Source organism: Bacillus sp. JJ783 (assembly GCF_036963225.1).
Lineage (GTDB): Bacteria > Bacillota > Bacilli > Bacillales > Bacillaceae_G > Bacillus_A > Bacillus_A cereus_U.
This window is the reverse complement of the sequence record NZ_JBALMG010000063.1, coordinates 1-16,341: the sequence shown is the minus strand read 5'-3', so window position 1 is coordinate 16,341 and position 16,341 is coordinate 1. Positions and strand designations below refer to the sequence as shown.

Sequence of the window (16,341 nt, the reverse complement as noted above, 5' to 3'; positions counted from 1 at the left end):
GAGGGGATGGGCAAAAACACCCAATATACTTTAGATGTACACTATACTTCCTGATTTTTAAGGGGGTTGTGTTATAATAAATAACAAGATCAGGAGCGATTTTTCGGAGTGAGCTCGGCTAAATAAAAAACCGAAACTTGGACTAGCTAATACTCTAAAAAGTTATCTTGGTTTATGTTTGAAGAAATAGGAGGGAATTATGGTATGGGAAGATTAATTCATTTCGAAATTCATGTGGATGACATAGAACGGGCAAAGAATTTTTATGGAGAGGTATTCGGATGGTCATTTCAAGATTGGAGTGAGTATGCAGGAATGCCGTATTTTGGAGCAGTGACTGGCAATGAGAATGAGCTTGGGATTAATGGTGCTTTGATGAAGCGACAAAGTGCTCCGCCGGAAACAAACCAGCCTTTAAATGGATTGGTTTGTACAATGGGAGTGGAAAATTACGATTTAACGGAAGCTAAAATTATTGAGAATGGCGGCAAGGTTGCAAAGCCTAAATATGCTCTTCCTGGAATGGCGTGGCAAGGATACTATATCGATACTGAAGGTAATATAATTGGAATTCATCAACCAGATGCGAATGCAAAATAGAAAACCGATAAAGGAACTTGGAGTAGCTCTACCTTAGTGAGCACGAATTAAATTGGTGTAGCCTTACCGTAGTAGGCAGAAAAAAGAGTGTGGATTGGTCTTATCCCTGTCAAGTAGACAATATTAAAAAGACTAAGCAGCCATCGAGATTCGATATTCTATCGGAGCTCGATGGTTGAGTCGTTTTTGGAACCGTTTATAGTTATAAAAATAAATATACTCTTCAATTGCTTGTATTAAATCTGCTTCTGTTTTAAAATGATTCAAATACAACATCTCCGATTTAAAATGGGAGAAAAATGATTCGATACAGGCATTATCATGGCAGTTTCCTTTGCGAGAGTGGCTGCCAATGATACCTAAATCAAAAAGTCGTTTGTTGTAGGCATGAGATGTGTACTGGAATCCCTGATCTGAATGGAGAATGGAGAATGGTTCCACGCACATCTCTTTTTTGTGTCAACATTTCAATTGTATCTAATACAAGTTCATTATCATTGCGCTTGGAAATTTTCCAAGAAACAACTTCGTTATTATAAATATCTTGTACAACGGAAAGATAGCGGAATCCCTCTTGAAATCGTAGGTAGGTAATGTCTGTAACAAGCGCTTCATTTTGTTGGCGATCTTTGAATTCACGGTTTAAAACATTTGGAAAAGTATTGGAATAATTCCCTTTAAAGAAGCGACGCTTCTTCCGAATAATAAACTGAATGTTGAGTTCACTCATTAAGCGATATACCTTTTTGCGATTTATAAAATAACCCTCTTCTTGTAAAGCGATTTTCATACGCGGATAACCATATTCCTTGTGCTTTACGTGAATAGATTGTATTACCTTTTTTAATCGTTGATCGGATTCTAGTCGCATGTTTTTCATACTTTTTGTATGAATCCACTTATAGTAACTTGAACGATGTACACCCGCAAATTTAGTAAGCCATATAACTGGATATTTTCTCTTTAATGATTCAATGATATGATATCTCTCTTTATATTTTAGTACGCCTCCATTTACAGATTTGGATACTGCTTTTTTAAATATTCAACCTGAGCCTTATAGTAGTCACGTTCCTCTTCAACGGTGTTGAAATGAACACGTTTTCCTTTTAGAGGGTTTGGTATACCTTTCATTCCACTATTTTTTCCACGAGTATCTGTAATCTCACCATATTCTTTATATTTTTTCACCCAATTTTTAAGTTGGGTAGAACTTCTAAGCTGATATTTTTCCTTTATCATATTGTAACTTCCTTCTCCGTTTAAATAACTTTGAACAGCTGATAACTTTAATTCTTCTGAATATGTATTAAAAGTTGAGCCTTTTTTAGTCATAAAAAATCCCCTCCAAGTAATAGTGTAACATCCATGTGTGCACATGGTCTTTTTTACACTGTCTACCTAAAGGGGATAATACCATTTAAATTGATAACATATTAATAGAAAAGGACCGGAATACGTTCCTTTTTTCATAGTGTTGAAAAACAATCTAGTCAATAGACAAAGACTAAAAATTCCGACAAACTCTCCTCGTGAATGAAATGAAGCGAGGAGAGTTTTTATGTATGTTACATATTCCATGAGAAAAGTTGAAGAAAATCGAAAGTACTATGAAATGATGTATGGAACTATATACGCACATAATAAGATGTGGGAACTCATCTACATGAAAATTATCTCACATACTCGATTTTCAAAACAGAAAAAAGTTCTGATGATAACGGAAAAAACAATAGTTAACATTCCCTTTAAGTATGATATAATTACATCGATAAAACTAAATATATCAGAAAAAAGGTGATAGTATGAAAAGGTTAATTCAATCAACAATTTTAGCATTAAGTTTAGCGATGGGTGTAGATTCAACTGTTACTTTTGCTGCAGAAACAGAAAATTATGTTCACAAAACACCAACAGTATATGAAAATGTAAATACAAATTCTATTTATCTAAAAATACCTGTTGACTCAAGTTTTAGATCTGGTAAAGTAGTTTGGCAAGTACAACAAGCAGATGGAACATGGGAAAATGTGATTTATCCACGCACAAGAAACCCACAATATTTTGTAGGCTGTTCTATGTCATTAGGAATTTCAGAACCATCATTATCAATACCACAATATTACAGAGTTAAAATGGTTAACTCCACGGCTGGTACAACATTTATTTCTGATCCTGTAAAGATTACTCCATACGCTAAATACTAATAAAGTATGAAATCACTACTAGTAATTTTCCTAGTAGTGATTTCACTTTGTTGAAAAAAGATTATGTCAAAGAAAATGCCAAATTTTTTTGGCATTTTTTGATTTCTATTTGTTTTATAAAGTAGTTTCTTCTATAATTTGATGTGTTAGGTGTAAACCAACTTGCTTAAGTGAGCGAAGTTTGGTCCACTTTTTTAAGTTTTGTATGATGGCCGTCATCAAAACTTGTGATTTAACCTTTTGAACTCCACGGTATCGCGCATAGTGCAAACCGTGGAGTTCTTTACTATGTGCGAAACTCAGTTCCACCGTAGATGGACGAACAGAACGGAGAATTTTCCCTCTCATGGACAAGCGCTGTTCTCTTAATTGATCGTAAATGTCTTGATGAATCGAAATTCGTAACACACGATCTTGGTTTTCTTTTTTCGCAAATGGACAGAATTGGCAGCTCAAAACAAAAAGAGTACTATCAATTAGTGCTCTGTCTAAAGACTATGTGAGTGACGAACTCACGCTATAAAGAAAGGAATACTACAATATATGATGCAAATGATTTAATGGTGAAAACAAAAGAGCAGCTAGCAAAAGCTAACTGCTCAGTGTGGATTGGAGATCTCGATTAGTACGGTTACACATAAGAGATTTCCGGCTGTTTACCAGCCTATCTACAGTATTGACGTAATATTTAGTTTTATTCAGAGAGGAAGAGGAAAATGAGTAATTCTAGACTGTTCCAACTTGGTTTTGGTCTGCAACATCAGAATCGAATGTGTTTGTTGCGCTAACACCGCTAAAGGCATTGACAACAAAACCGACATTGGATGATCCTGAACCATTATAAGCCTTCGTATTTTCCTTTGGAGAAACGTTATAAAAATCACCTAAGTTGAAAGAACCGTTACTATTCTGTACAACCAGATTTCCAACAACAGATGGCATAGGTTTCACCTGCTTTCCTAGGAAGTATTTAAATTAGTATATGGTGTATGCGTCTAGAGGTTCATCTGGATATGAAAATTTTGAAATGAAGTTTGTTAGAAAACATAACGAAATAATCCTTTTAGAAGAAAGCGAGGAATAACAATGGCATTAGGAAATAGAGGAATGCATTTTGAGAAGCTTATCAATCTATCAAATGAAATGTACCAACGTGAGGGAGTGGCGCTTATAAACAAGCGTCCGACTCCTGTGAAGGTGTTAAAAGTTGTTTATGGACGGGTGAAAGATGGCTATTACGCGTCAAAGAGTACAGTAGATTATGATGGTGTATATAAAGGGAGCGCTATTGCGTTTGAAGCGAAATTTACAAATAAGATAAATAGATTTGATTTAAAGAACATCGCACAGCATCAATTAGACTACTTGGAGAAAGCAGAGAAAAAGGGAGCGATTTGTTTCTTCCTTATAGAGTTTAGTAAAGATCAAGCAATATTCCTTGTGCCATTATCGGTTATTCAATCTTATGTAAGGATGTCTCAACAACCAAAAGGTAAAAAGTCGATACCAAGAGCAGGTTTCGATATTTATGGATACTTAGTAGAGCAAACAGAACGAGCACCAGTTGATTACTTACAATACATCGATGAAACAGGATTAATTCCAGGGGTGTTAGATGGAATGATTCAATTTGATCAGGACCATAAAAGAGTTGCGAATAACATTGAAGCGACGAAAGAGAAAATGAGTAATAGAAAAAGAAAAATATTAAAGGCTTAATGGATAACGGAACCATGACTAACAGTGTGGTGGGGGCTGTATTGTAGTCATCGTTCCCTTATTCAGTAGATACACATTAAAAGTTCACATACCTGATGTGAATGTAAAAACCAAAATTCGAAATAGGGAGATTCCTTCATGGAACAATTATCTTTATTACCAGCAATCGACAGAGAAATAGAAAAACAGGTTCAAAAGGAAGTAGTGAAAATCCGGTTCTGGTGCAAAAACTTTGAAGTATATGATAATGGTCTATCAAACTTGGACATACTGATAGTACTACTCTATAAAAGGTGTGTGATCAGTATGGAAAAGGAGAATATATTTAAGTGGAAACATTATCAACCAGACATCATCTTGTTAACTTTACGTTGGTACCTACGGTACAACTTAAGCTTTCGTGATTTGGTGGAAATGATGGCGGAACGAGGGTTATCCCTGGCTCATACAACTATTATGCGATGGGTACATCAATATGGGCCGGAGTTTGATAAACGAATTCGACGTCATCTCAAACAAACGAATAACTCATGGAGAGTGGACGAAACATATATAAAAGTAAAAGGACAATGGATGTATTTATATCGTGCCGTTGATTCTGAAGGAAACACGATTGACTTTTATTTGAGTAAATCTAGAAATCATAAGGCTGTAAAGCGATTCTTCAAGAAAGCTTTGCGGTCTTTTCATGTCTCAAAACCTCGTATCATCACGGTTGATAAGAACCCTGCTTATCCAATTGCTATCGAACAGTTGAAGAAAGAAAAAAGGATACCAATAGGCACCAAAATCCGAAGGATAAAATATTTAAATAACATAGTAGAACAAGATCATCGTTTTATTAAAAAACGTATACGCTCTATGTTGGGATTTAAATCATACAAAACATCAGCCTCTATATTGAGTGGTGTTGAAGCCATGCATATGGTCAAAAAAGAACAAATTGATTTGCAGGATCAGTCTGTCCAAAATCAGAATATTTTTATCAACCAGCTGTTTGGATTAACTGCTTAACAGGTGATTCCGTTAGGAATCCTTGATTCTTTTATATTTATCGTCTTTTTGCACCAGAACCTATATAACTTATTTGTATTTTTGGTGACAAGTTATCTAGTAAATTAGTATGGCGTTATAGCAAGAGACTAGAAAAATATATTAAGGTAATCAAAGTGACATAGCGATATGTCGCTTTTTTACGTGTATACAATTATAAATTTATAATTGTATAACTTTATAACTTTATAACTTTATAATTTTATACTTTTATAAAATTATACTTTACTAGAGGTTGTGGATGGTTTGAAATCAAGTTATGGATGTAATTGGATACTGTAATTAATTGTTTAAATACAATTTGAATTTTATAGAATAATAGATAAAAAGTGGAGGTAGTGAGTATGGGAGTTTTTAAAATTGTTCATTGCTGTAACGAAGATCATGATAAACAATCTGTTTTTGTGAAAACAAACATAGATAACCTAACCTTGTGTCAAATTATTGCATGTAATCAATTTAAGTTTGAAGAATTAGTTGATGAATCATTATGTATAGATGAGCGACATTTATTAGAGGTTTTAACAAAGTTTTATGAGATAGAAGATGTTACAAACGAGTTTCGACCATTTTTACCGTATACACAATTGAAGGAATCAGATTGGGATGGGGTAGATTTGTTTGCTATTTATAATGCTTATGACGAAATAAATGAATTGAGTGATACTCCTATTAATCAACGTGAATTGTATATTATACAGATAGATCAGTGGTATGTGAGAGAATTATGTTGTCCAAATGCGAGTAAATTAATGAAACAGAGATTACCTAACAGTGAAGACTTTGACGAGGCGATTACACATTCAAAACATAAGTATGTACATTAATTGTTATAAAAGCTTTATTTTATATAAAATAATCCCCTGAAATCTAGGGGATTTAGGAAAATATCTATGAAAAATTATTTTATAAGGACTGGCATTCTTTTAGTTTCAAATCTTTCGAATTCTATAGGACAATATGCAAACGTTGCTATAGGTTCTGAAGTTTCGTTTGTAAAAAAAGTGTGGTTAATTACTTCACCAGAAGAAGAATAAAAAGTAATTTTGGTTTTTGATATAGGAGGAAGCGTTATTACTAGTGGTTTACTTGTCATACTGATCAGCTCCTAAATTATTTAGTTTTATATGAACTTAATATGTATTCAATAAATGTATATGAATTCATTTTATAAAGTTAGTACTTTGTGAATTGAGAAATTCAACAAAATAGTTATTGTATGATGACAAAAATTAAAGAACCTGTTAGTTATAACAGGTTCTGTGTACAAGGGATACAAGGAAATTGGTTCAGAGAAACCTGTGTATTCCTTGGCTTAATAGTAATGTATGCGAAGTAAACAATAAAATGAATAAAAGTTAAACGAAATTTTTATTTAGTAAAAAGAAATCACGTTCAAAAAATGTACGCGATTATATAGAAACTATGTCTTGCATGGTCATTGCATTCTATGTTTATTGTATGTAAAACGTGATACATTGCAATAAAATAAAAGAGCACTTTTGACAGTGCTCTTAGGACCAAGACTTTTAATGTAAAAGAGTACATGATAATATATGTGCCTTTTTCTAAGAATGTGAATCATTTGACTAGAATTTTTACTTGAAAACTAAAGAACGCTTTCCAAGGCGCTCTCTGATTAAAACTAAGATTGAAAAAGAATACCCACGATAGTGTATGTATGTTATTTAGATAGGTGCAGTTTTATAACAAAATCCTTATTTAAATAAAAGAAACCCCGATTGTCTGCGGGGCTTCTAAGGGTAATCGTCAAGTAATGACGTACTCGACTAATTAACAATATCATGAATTTTTTGGTAAAAATACTGGTAAATGCGTCCAAATGAATAGGGCATCATTTTGAATAAAAGCGTTATTTGAATGGAAAGGAAGAATGAAAATGAGAGCAAGAAGATATGAATAGTTAGTTACTTATCACTGGAAAGGAAATGGTACTTCAGGTTTTCTTCATACAACATTAAAATTTGATAGGAAGGTTCATCAACGATTATTAGAAGAAGCTGAAGATTCTATAAAAGTGGAAAAGAAATTCAAAGATGTATGTATACTTAATTATCAACTGTTAAGAGAAATGCGTAGCTAATTTTTTATTTTGATTGTAAATATGGAAGGGGATACAGCAATGAAACAAAAACAATTTAATCCAGTGAAAAAACAGAATAAATGGAAGAAACCTTTTATGGCAATGGCGACAGTAGCGGTACTAGGTGCAGGGATTTTTAGTGTAAAAGCTCCTTTGATAAGTTCAAACGTAGTGTATGCTGATAGTGAAACATACAAAGTGACAGCTTCATCACTAAACGTTCGAAGTGGAGCGAGTCCAAGTACAAAAAGCTTAGGATTTGTATATAAAGATCAAACTCTATCGGTAATTGGTCAGGAAGCAAATGGATGGTACAAGATTAATTTCAAGGGGCAAACAGGCTATGTGAGTGGGGCTTATGTGGAAAAAACAGGCTCTTCTACAAACCCAAATACAGATGCGCCAGTTGGGAAAAGGACAATTTTTATTGATCCAGGGCATCAAAGAAAAGGGGATTTATCTAAAGAGCAAGTATCACCATCTTCTAATGAAACGAAATATAAAGTGACTTATGGAGCATCGGGTGTCGCAACGAAAAAACCTGAGTATCAATTAACTTTGGAAACTAGTTTGATTTTAAAAGAGGAACTAGAAAAACGAGGTTTCCACGTTATGATGACTCGTACAACAAATGATGTGAATATCAGTAATATTCAAAGAGCACAAATGGCTAATAATGCAAATGCGAGCCTAACGGTACGAGTACATGCTGATGGTAGTGATGATAATTCAAGTGTAAAAGGATTTTCTATTTTAACGCCTGAAAACACACAGGATACAAGAGGGATTTATCAAGATAGTTTACGAGCTTCACAAACAATTTTAAATAACGTAAGGGATGGTGGCATAAATATTCATGGCAATGGAATCTTTAAGCGAAGCGATATGACGGGATTCAACTGGTCAAAAACGCCAGTAGTATTACTTGAAATAGGGTTCATGTCAAATCCTACAGAAGACCGCTTACTTTCTGATCCCGGATACCAAAGAAGGTTAATGGCATTAACGGCAGATGGGATTTCTAAGTACTTCCCAAGGGATGAAATGAAGAAAGATGATATAACAGGTGGATGGTATGAGAAGCATATTCGGGAATTAAATAAAAAAGGAGTTATGGTTGGGGATGGAAATGGTACATATTGGCCGAATCGTTTAATAACAAGAGCAGAATTTGCGACTTTAATTTCTAATGCCCTGAAATTACCACCGGGGAATGCAGGTTTCTATGATTTGAATGAAGCACATCCTACCTTGTGGGAGGGAATTAAGCGTACAGGAAGTACAGGTATCGTTAAAGGTAGAGGGAATGGTATGTTTGATCCAAATAGCCCTATTAAACGTGATGAAGCGGCAATTATGATAGATAATGCATTACGATATAAACATATTGTAGGGCAAGTTGTGGATACACCATTCTCAGATCTAAATCATGCATATGATAAACAAGCAGTACAGCGCCTATATGGATTAGGAGTTGTAAAAGGGAATGGGAATAATCAATTTCTACCAAAAGGAACAGCAACTCGTGGAGAGGCAGCGGCTTTAATTAATCAAATGTTACAAGTGTAGATTGATAGAAACATGATGTAAAAAGCGACATAGCGATATGTCGCTTTTTTGTGCAATTAGAGTTAGTTAGTAGGATGGTATTGTTACATAGGTTTTATGTTTTATGCATTGTTTTTGGAATCTTTTTCTTCATTTTTATTTAAGAATATGAGTTTATACGAAAAAATTTTACAAAATCAATCTGTCTAAAATCAGAAAGTGTTCATTTGTTAAGTGTTTGGATTGATATCCCTATACATTTGAACTAGCTTTATTCTTTTTTCGATGTCGTTGCACTTTAGCTATAGTACCACATGATCTCCCTTTTGGTTCGGATGCATACATCCCACACCAACGTTTACTCCCATTTCGAGAATTATCATAAAAAACCCACTTGCAATCTGGGCATGCTTTAAGACGTTTCCACTGACTTAAGGAGATGCTTTTAACAATTATAATCAAAACTTCACTAAAAAAGTCATGTTGTTTAACAGCATTATATTGAATATTATCAATATCTAAAATAGATATATTTATAGGGTAACTCGTTAACCACTTGGTTAAATTATCAGCATTATTTGTTTCTAATGACATGCGAACATCTTTCCGAAATTGATGCACATCCTCTAGCTTACCAGAAAATTTAATACCACTAAAATTCTTTGATATAAAATTTTTAATATCTTCTTCACAATTTAAATGTTCTAATGGTTTACGTGTATCATTTGGAATCTCCCAAGTATTTAAGAAACTACGGACAATTTCTAGCTCCCCTGGTGCTACTTGATTATTAATCAACCCTGTTCACCTCTTAATTTTTTATATTGACTTTATTATACAATCATTGGTAACATAATGAAAGAATATGTTAACCATTAAAATTTAACAAAGGTTAACGAAATTGTATTATAGTTAGACTTTTAAGGTGGTGATGCTATGTGTTATGAGAGTCTTAAGTTAATTAGAAATATTTTAACTAATAGTCAAGATTACCATGATCACTTTATGAAAGTTGTACTACACGTGATAATACATAAATAAAATATTCTAATAATTTATTAAAATCTAATATTTACAAAAATCTAAATTAAATGTATTATAAATTTATTCATCTGTTTATAAGGATAAATAGTTTTTAATACAACAATACAGGAGGTTACACAATGGAACTAAATATTGCAGAAAATTTAGAAGAAAAAACTTTTTCTCTGAGTAAATACCCAAAACTTATTATTGGTAATGTAGGTGCTGAATCATTAGTAGGTGAACCTGATAAACTATCTGAAAAAGCAGGTTCGATGTGGTCTTCTTTTTCTTACCGTTTAGCTTGGTTGTTAGAAAAAGGTGATATTTTATTACTACCAAAACAAATCTCTAAAGAATTTTTAACTTATATATTATCTATCAAGGGGTTACAAAAAGAAGATGTGCATGTCATAGTGCCAGAAAATGTTCATCATAAAGAATTATTAACTTATGAGACTTTAAATAGCGATACATTAAAAGCGGAACTAACAACCCTTATGGCAGGAAAAACATGGGACGTAATACCTTATTTCTTTGATAGAGCTGTAGCACAATTGGTTAAGGATTTACCAGTTAAAATCAAACCTCATATTCTAGATTATTTTCGTCAAGGTGGATCTGAAGTTTTAAATAGTAAAATTGAATATCGGAGAATTGCGGGTGCTTACAATATTCCTGTTCCAGAAGGACTAAATTGTTATACACCAAGTGAATTATTTCAGGCTATTAAAGAACTTATTGATATAACTGGATCAGTGATTATAAAACAGGACACAAACGCAAGCGGACAGGGGAATATTGTAATTACATATGATCAGAGAACAGAATCTCCTGGTGCCTATAAAACTTTATGTATTGAACAGGAGATTCAGCTAGAAGAGCTATATATGAAAATTTGGGGTGATTTGACTGGTGAATTAAATACAAAGTTGGTAGTGGAAGCTTATTATGAAACAGTTTCTGTATTCTATGCGGAGTTAGAAGTTAAAGAAGGAGTTCTGAGACCTTATCTATTAAACTTCGGAGATATGAGAATGGAACCAGTATGGAATGGATTTGAAATTCCAACAGTTTCTTTAAAACCATATGCTATAGGTGAATTTGTTTCTAATTGTACAAAACTTACTGAAATTGTTATGCAAAGAGGATATATAGGATTAATAAATATTGATGGTATTTTGACCAGCGATGGAAAAGTCATGATTTCTGAGATTAATGGAAGAACAGGTGGATCAACACATGTACATGTAGTTGCTAATCATTTATATGGTGAAAATTATGGAGATAATTATACAATATTAACTCAAAATAAAGTGAATATTGGCAATAATGGATTCGGTGAACTATTAAATGAACTCAAAATCAATAACTTATTAGCTTTAAAAGATCAAGAAGGTGTAGTGCTGTTAAATGATGAAAATCAAAGTAAATCAATTGAGTATATGATTATAGGAGAAACTCGAGAGAGAGCTTATGATTTAGAAAATAATTTTAGAGAGTTCTTAAATCAATTTATAAAGTAAAATAAGGGCTTTATCATCTTGAATTACTGTAGGGGGAATAAATATGGCTACACTTGTTAAAGTGGATCTAGAAAAACAACTAATTAATATTTTGAAAAATGAAAGCGATTGCTTTTGTGTAATTAAATATAGTAGTAATGATTATATTGCTGTTGTAGAAAAAGAAAACGTGAAAATTCATTTAATTGGTTCTATAGAACTGGATAATGTAATCATTCCAATGGTTCAAGTAGAGAAAGGAAAATATCCCCCTTTTAAAGAGCGCGTGTTGGTTTCAAATAAAGATGCAAGTCATGAGTTATTAGCACTAGCAGCATTAGCAGACTTTTATTTAGGGATAAATCGATAATACAGGAGTGAACATTTTCTAATGAGTATATCTAGTATTTCAACGTCATCCGTTTTAAAACCAAATATGCACAAATCATATCCAATTGTAGAATATGGTGAAGGAATTTATATTTATGACCAAAATAATAAAAAATATATGGACGGTTGTTCAGGAGCTATAGTCGCTAATATCGGCCATGGTATTAAAGAAATAGCTGAGATAGGATATAAGCAACTATCTAAAATTGCATTTACTTATAGGACACAGTTCACAAATCAGCCTCTAGAAGATTTAGGGGAAAAAATTACAAATCTATCTCCGAATCTTAGTCATATTTTCTTTTCTAATAGCGGTTCAGAAGCAACAGAAACTGCTTTACGTTTAGCGATACAATATTGGCAAGAGGTAGGGAAACAAGAGAAGAATATAATCCTATCAAGAAAAATTAGTTATCATGGCGTAACATTAGGTGCTCTTTCTATGTCAGGCAGTGATCGAAGAATAAGATTTGAAGAACTTTTAACTTATAATCCAGCTATCCCAACCCCATATTGCTACAGATGTCCATTCTCTAAAGACCCTAAAACTTGTAATTTAGAATGTGCAAGAGCTGTAGAAACTGTAATTAATAAAATTGGCAGTCATAAAATTGCAGGAATTATTATGGAACCTGTTGTAGGGGCTTCAGGTGGGGCTCTTACACCTTCAGATGATTACTTTAAAATTGTTAGAGAAATTTGCAATAAACATGATATTCTCCTAATTTGTGATGAAGTAATGACAGGTTTGGGAAGAACTGGAGAATGGTTTGGGATTAATAATTGGAATGTTGAACCGGACATCATAGCTTTAGGGAAAGGAATGAGCGCAGGTTATACACCAATTTCAGGTGTACTGTTTAATCAAAAAATCTATGATGCAATTAACGAAGGTTCGGGAGTAGCCGTATACGGACATACTTATAGTGGTAATCCAGGATCAGCAGCTATTTCATTAGGTGTTTTGGATTATATAGAATCTAATGATCTTGTAACAAAGGTTAAAAATAAGGAAGAGGTTTTTAATAAGAAATTAAACGAATTAAAAAATAAATTTGAATGTATCGGAGATGTCAGAGGAAAAGGTTTACTGTGGGGAGTAGAATTAGTTTCAAATAGAGAGCAACGCACCACTTTTCCGAGAAATCTTAATATTGCAGATATTATAGTGGATATTGCTTTAGAAAATGGATTATTAATTTACCCGGTAAAGAATATGGTTAATTATTCAGAAGGAGATGCTTTTTTAATTGCTCCTCCATTTACTATATCAGAAGATGAAGTTGATGAATTATTTAATATATTAACAAAATCAATGACGATGTTAGAAAATTATTTAGTAGAAAAGGGGATAAAATAATGGAAATGAATTGGAATGAACAACAATTAAAATATATTGAGGAGTTCAAAAAATTAGGGTACTTAATATCTGAAAAAACTGAAGAGAATTATTGGAATCATCAATTCGACTTCGAAAGTTGGAAAAAAGTCTCAGATGCTAATCTGTGGCGTATTCCAGTACCAGTAGAATATGGCGGTTTGGGTCAAAGTTGGTGGGAATTTGCTGCAGCTTTAGAAGGGTTATCTAAGACTGCAAAAGATTTTGGGTTTCTTCTTTCAACAATTGCTCACATTGGATGTATAAGAGTTTTGTTAAATTATGGATCAGAGGAGCAAAAGAAATTATTTTTACCTAAACTAATGAACCATTCTGTGGGTGCAACAGCAATTACTGAACAAACTGGAGGCTCAGATGTGGCCAGAATTAAGACATTTGGAGAAAAGTATGATAACTTCTATCTCTTAAATGGTAGAAAAGCTCATATTACGAATGCACCTGTAGCTGACATTATGGTTATTGTTGGGCGTATTCCAAAACTCGGAGAAAAGGATATTACATTGTTTATTGTTGAAAGAGAATATGAAGGTTTAAGTTTTGAACCAGCAGAAGACATGTTGGGGAACCATACAAGCCCAACAGGCGACATTATTTTATCGAATGTTAAAGTTGAAGGAAAGAATATCCTTGGAGATAAAGGTGATGGTTTAAATACACTTTATAACATGATTTCATTAGATAGATTATTATATGGATTAATTTCCGCTGGTTACTCAGAGCATATTTTAGAAGAATGTATGAATTATGCAAAAGAACGTACTGCTTTTAAATCACCAATTATTGATAAACAATATATTCAAAGATTACTTGTTGAAATAAAAGTTAATATGGAATCAAGTCGTTGGACTTCGTATGGCGCACTTCAAAAACTAATGAATGATGATCCTGAAGCATCTATGATGTGTTCTCTTGCAAAGTTAGTGGGTAGTGAAGGGTTGTACAAAAATACTGAGAATGCTATTCGATTACATGGACATAAAGGGTATATGAAAGGTGAAATATCCCGCAAATTCTGTGATGCAGTGGGTACTGTAATAGCTGGTGGCACAAGTGATATTCAAAGAATTAATATTTTTCAACAATTAAATAAACTTTCTCAACAGGAGGAAATGGAATATGAACTTTCAAATTGATTCCATAGGTAAGTATGAATATATAGTAAAAGAAAAAGATTTAGCAAGTAACTGGGAGAATGATGTAGATGTTTTAGCAACACCAGTTCTACTTTGGTTAGCGGAAGTATCATGCATGGATGTAATTAAGGATCAAATTGAAGAAAACTATATGTCACTAGGGCTAGGGCATTATGAAATGAAACATTTAGCTCCATCTTTACTTAATGAAAAAATAACAATTCATTCCAAGTTAATAAAGATGGATAAAAATAAGCTTTTATTTGAAGTAGAAGCATTTGATGAAAGTTCTCAAATATTAAGAGGTTTCCATGAGAGAGCTGTTGTAAAAAAAGAGAAATTCTTACGGAATTTAGAAGAGAAAAGGAAGGCAGTAACAGTAAATGATTAATGAAAAAATTCCTGTTCCCATCAAGGTATTACTTACAGCTGTGTTATTTATGAATACAGGAAGTTTTATGATCATGCCTTTTTTAGCACTATATTTAACAAATGATCTCCACTTCTCTTCTTGGGAAGTGGGAACTATTTTAACTACAATCCTCGTTTCACAGCGTGGGCTACCAATATTTACAGGCTTTATAGGAGATCGTGTAAGCCATACAGTAAATGTAATTGTAGGAGTAATGGTAAGAGCATTAGGATTTGGAGCATTTGTTTTTGCTAACAGTTTCTGGTCTGTGACCATTGCAGCGTTTTTAATTGGGTTTGGAGGAGCATTATTTGATCCTTCTGTTACTGCTTTTTTTACATCGCAAAAAGAAGCAGTTCGAAAAAAAATATTTACTTACTTTAACCAAATGCTTAACGCAGGAGTAATTATAGGTCCGTTAGTTGGAGCGTTATTGGTTAAGTTTAATCCAGTATACCCATTTACTATTGCGGGTATCGCTATGTTAGTTTTATCTTTTATTCTTTTTATCTATCGTAGTAAATATCCTAGAACTATTAAGGACAATCAAAAAGTATTATCTAGTTTGAAAACCGTTGTTTCAAATAAATTGTTTGTAGGATTTATATGTATAATGCCTTTATTTTGGATTATGTTTGCTCAATTAAATATCTCATTTCCAATTAAAGCATATGATTTATCTGGAGACAAACAATTAGTAAGTTCCATTTTCATAATAAACGGGGTTTCAGGATTACTCTTAATGTTTTTTTTAAGAAAATTATTTATTAACCAAGATCCTATGATTTTGGTTAAACTGGGTGTCTTGATTATGGGAGTAGCAATAGGGATGATTCCTCTTGTTCCATCTATTTATTGGATGCTGTTTTGTGTTTTTCTTTATACGTTAGGAGAAACACTGACACTGCCAGGAGCTGAAATGACAGTGGCACAATTTAGTGCCAACAAACCTGCAGGTTTGTTTTTTGGAATGTTTCAAGCCTGTTGGGCTTTGGGAGGTTCCTTAGGAAACTATCTTGGAGCTTGGTTAAATAAATTTAACCATGTTTCTTGGTCTTGGTTAATATATTTAGCGATAGGGGTTTTGGCTTCAATTTTATTTAATATGATACATCGAAGTATGAATAAAAAGTCTGAATTTGAAGAAAGACAAAATATTAGTTCATTAAATTGATTTAGCGTAGAAAATCATCCATCTTTTTTGTGAAAACTTAAGGAGTCCAAAATTAAAACCCGAACATTTTGATT

General features: G+C 33.0%; 15 protein-coding genes and 2 pseudogenes. 12 read left to right on the top strand and 5 right to left on the bottom strand.

Going from position 1 to position 16,341, the window contains the following annotated elements; all coding sequences use genetic code 11:
* The first annotated feature begins 204 nt into the window (after positions 1–204).
* On the top strand, positions 205–600 hold the full coding sequence (locus tag V7038_RS14550; RefSeq protein ID WP_078181521.1) for a VOC family protein: 396 nt from the start codon (positions 205–207) through the stop codon (positions 598–600).
* Between the two features lie 132 nt (positions 601–732).
* Here V7038_RS14550 and V7038_RS14545 read toward each other — a convergent pair.
* Positions 733–1,935 (bottom strand): annotated as a pseudogene (locus tag V7038_RS14545) (IS3 family transposase).
* Positions 1,936–2,405: 470 nt separating this feature from the next.
* Between V7038_RS14545 and V7038_RS14540 the strand changes: the two are divergent.
* Positions 2,406–2,807 carry a hypothetical protein gene (locus V7038_RS14540; RefSeq protein WP_286096945.1) on the top strand — a complete coding sequence of 134 codons (402 nt, stop codon included), beginning with the start codon at positions 2,406–2,408 and terminating at the stop codon, positions 2,805–2,807.
* Positions 2,808–2,921: 114 nt separating this feature from the next.
* On the opposite strand, the gene V7038_RS14535 is transcribed toward V7038_RS14540, so the two are convergent.
* Complete coding sequence (locus tag V7038_RS14535; protein ID WP_373261185.1) at positions 2,922–3,263, bottom strand: transposase; 342 nt, start codon at positions 3,261–3,263, stop codon at positions 2,922–2,924.
* Between the two features lie 270 nt (positions 3,264–3,533).
* Positions 3,534–3,749: a spore germination protein gene (locus V7038_RS14530; RefSeq protein ID WP_078181526.1), complete on the bottom strand. Its 216-nt coding sequence runs from the start codon at positions 3,747–3,749 to the stop codon at positions 3,534–3,536.
* A 144-nt stretch (positions 3,750–3,893) separates the two neighbouring features.
* Between V7038_RS14530 and recU the strand changes: the two genes are divergently transcribed.
* From recU to V7038_RS14515, 3 genes are all read left to right on the top strand, one after another.
* A complete protein-coding gene (gene recU / locus V7038_RS14525; protein WP_335470637.1) occupies positions 3,894–4,526 on the top strand; it encodes a Holliday junction resolvase RecU in 633 nt (210 codons plus the stop codon).
* Positions 4,527–4,832: 306 nt separating this feature from the next.
* Complete coding sequence (locus V7038_RS14520) at positions 4,833–5,540, top strand: IS6 family transposase (protein WP_335470644.1); 708 nt, start codon at positions 4,833–4,835, stop codon at positions 5,538–5,540.
* Positions 5,541–5,923: 383 nt separating this feature from the next.
* Positions 5,924–6,406, top strand: a complete 483-nt coding sequence (locus tag V7038_RS14515; protein ID WP_335470634.1) for a hypothetical protein — start codon at positions 5,924–5,926, stop codon at positions 6,404–6,406.
* 74 nt (positions 6,407–6,480) lie between these two features.
* On the opposite strand, the gene V7038_RS14510 is transcribed toward V7038_RS14515, so the two are convergent.
* Complete coding sequence (locus V7038_RS14510) at positions 6,481–6,675, bottom strand: hypothetical protein (protein ID WP_097809064.1); 195 nt, start codon at positions 6,673–6,675, stop codon at positions 6,481–6,483.
* 1,227 nt (positions 6,676–7,902) lie between these two features.
* Between V7038_RS14510 and V7038_RS14505 the strand changes: the two are divergent.
* A pseudogene (locus tag V7038_RS14505) lies at positions 7,903–9,252 on the top strand (N-acetylmuramoyl-L-alanine amidase); the annotation flags it as partial.
* 231 nt (positions 9,253–9,483) lie between these two features.
* On the opposite strand, the gene V7038_RS14500 reads toward V7038_RS14505, so the two are convergent.
* A complete protein-coding gene (locus V7038_RS14500; protein WP_335470631.1) occupies positions 9,484–10,029 on the bottom strand; it encodes a CGNR zinc finger domain-containing protein in 546 nt (181 codons plus the stop codon).
* Between the two features lie 365 nt (positions 10,030–10,394).
* Between V7038_RS14500 and V7038_RS14495 the strand changes: the two genes are divergently transcribed.
* From V7038_RS14495 to V7038_RS14470, 6 genes are read left to right on the top strand one after another with little or no spacing between them, the layout of a single operon-like run.
* The gene (locus V7038_RS14495; RefSeq protein ID WP_335470629.1) at positions 10,395–11,780 is read left to right on the top strand and encodes a hypothetical protein; all 1,386 of its coding nucleotides are present in this window, start codon (positions 10,395–10,397) and stop codon (positions 11,778–11,780) included.
* Between the two features lie 43 nt (positions 11,781–11,823).
* Entirely contained in the window at positions 11,824–12,129 is a 306-nt protein-coding gene (locus V7038_RS14490; RefSeq protein WP_078181604.1) for a hypothetical protein, read from the top strand.
* 21 nt (positions 12,130–12,150) lie between these two features.
* Positions 12,151–13,509 carry an aspartate aminotransferase family protein gene (locus V7038_RS14485; protein ID WP_335470627.1) on the top strand — a complete coding sequence of 453 codons (1,359 nt, stop codon included), beginning with the start codon at positions 12,151–12,153 and terminating at the stop codon, positions 13,507–13,509.
* Positions 13,509–14,681, top strand: a complete 1,173-nt coding sequence (locus tag V7038_RS14480) for an acyl-CoA dehydrogenase family protein (protein WP_335470625.1) — start codon at positions 13,509–13,511, stop codon at positions 14,679–14,681. Before V7038_RS14485 ends, V7038_RS14480 begins: the two co-directional genes overlap by 1 nt.
* Positions 14,665–15,072: a thioesterase family protein gene (locus tag V7038_RS14475; protein WP_335470623.1), complete on the top strand. Its 408-nt coding sequence runs from the start codon at positions 14,665–14,667 to the stop codon at positions 15,070–15,072. Before V7038_RS14480 ends, V7038_RS14475 begins: the two co-directional genes overlap by 17 nt.
* Positions 15,065–16,267: an MDR family MFS transporter gene (locus V7038_RS14470; protein ID WP_335470621.1), complete on the top strand. Its 1,203-nt coding sequence runs from the start codon at positions 15,065–15,067 to the stop codon at positions 16,265–16,267. Before V7038_RS14475 ends, V7038_RS14470 begins: the two co-directional genes overlap by 8 nt.
* Positions 16,268–16,341 lie beyond the last annotated feature (74 nt).

Coding starts and splice junctions, on each gene's coding strand:
- V7038_RS14550 (WP_078181521.1), top strand. CDS start 205: ATGGGAAGATTAATTCATTTCGAAATTCATGTGGATGACATAGAACGG.
- V7038_RS14540 (WP_286096945.1), top strand. CDS start 2,406: ATGAAAAGGTTAATTCAATCAACAATTTTAGCATTAAGTTTAGCGATG.
- V7038_RS14530 (WP_078181526.1), bottom strand. CDS start 3,749: ATGCCATCTGTTGTTGGAAATCTGGTTGTACAGAATAGTAACGGTTCT.
- recU (WP_335470637.1), top strand. CDS start 3,894: ATGGCATTAGGAAATAGAGGAATGCATTTTGAGAAGCTTATCAATCTA.
- V7038_RS14520 (WP_335470644.1), top strand. CDS start 4,833: ATGGAAAAGGAGAATATATTTAAGTGGAAACATTATCAACCAGACATC.
- V7038_RS14515 (WP_335470634.1), top strand. CDS start 5,924: ATGGGAGTTTTTAAAATTGTTCATTGCTGTAACGAAGATCATGATAAA.
- V7038_RS14510 (WP_097809064.1), bottom strand. CDS start 6,675: ATGACAAGTAAACCACTAGTAATAACGCTTCCTCCTATATCAAAAACC.
- V7038_RS14495 (WP_335470629.1), top strand. CDS start 10,395: ATGGAACTAAATATTGCAGAAAATTTAGAAGAAAAAACTTTTTCTCTG.
- V7038_RS14490 (WP_078181604.1), top strand. CDS start 11,824: ATGGCTACACTTGTTAAAGTGGATCTAGAAAAACAACTAATTAATATT.
- V7038_RS14485 (WP_335470627.1), top strand. CDS start 12,151: ATGAGTATATCTAGTATTTCAACGTCATCCGTTTTAAAACCAAATATG.
- V7038_RS14480 (WP_335470625.1), top strand. CDS start 13,509: ATGGAAATGAATTGGAATGAACAACAATTAAAATATATTGAGGAGTTC.
- V7038_RS14475 (WP_335470623.1), top strand. CDS start 14,665: ATGAACTTTCAAATTGATTCCATAGGTAAGTATGAATATATAGTAAAA.
- V7038_RS14470 (WP_335470621.1), top strand. CDS start 15,065: ATGATTAATGAAAAAATTCCTGTTCCCATCAAGGTATTACTTACAGCT.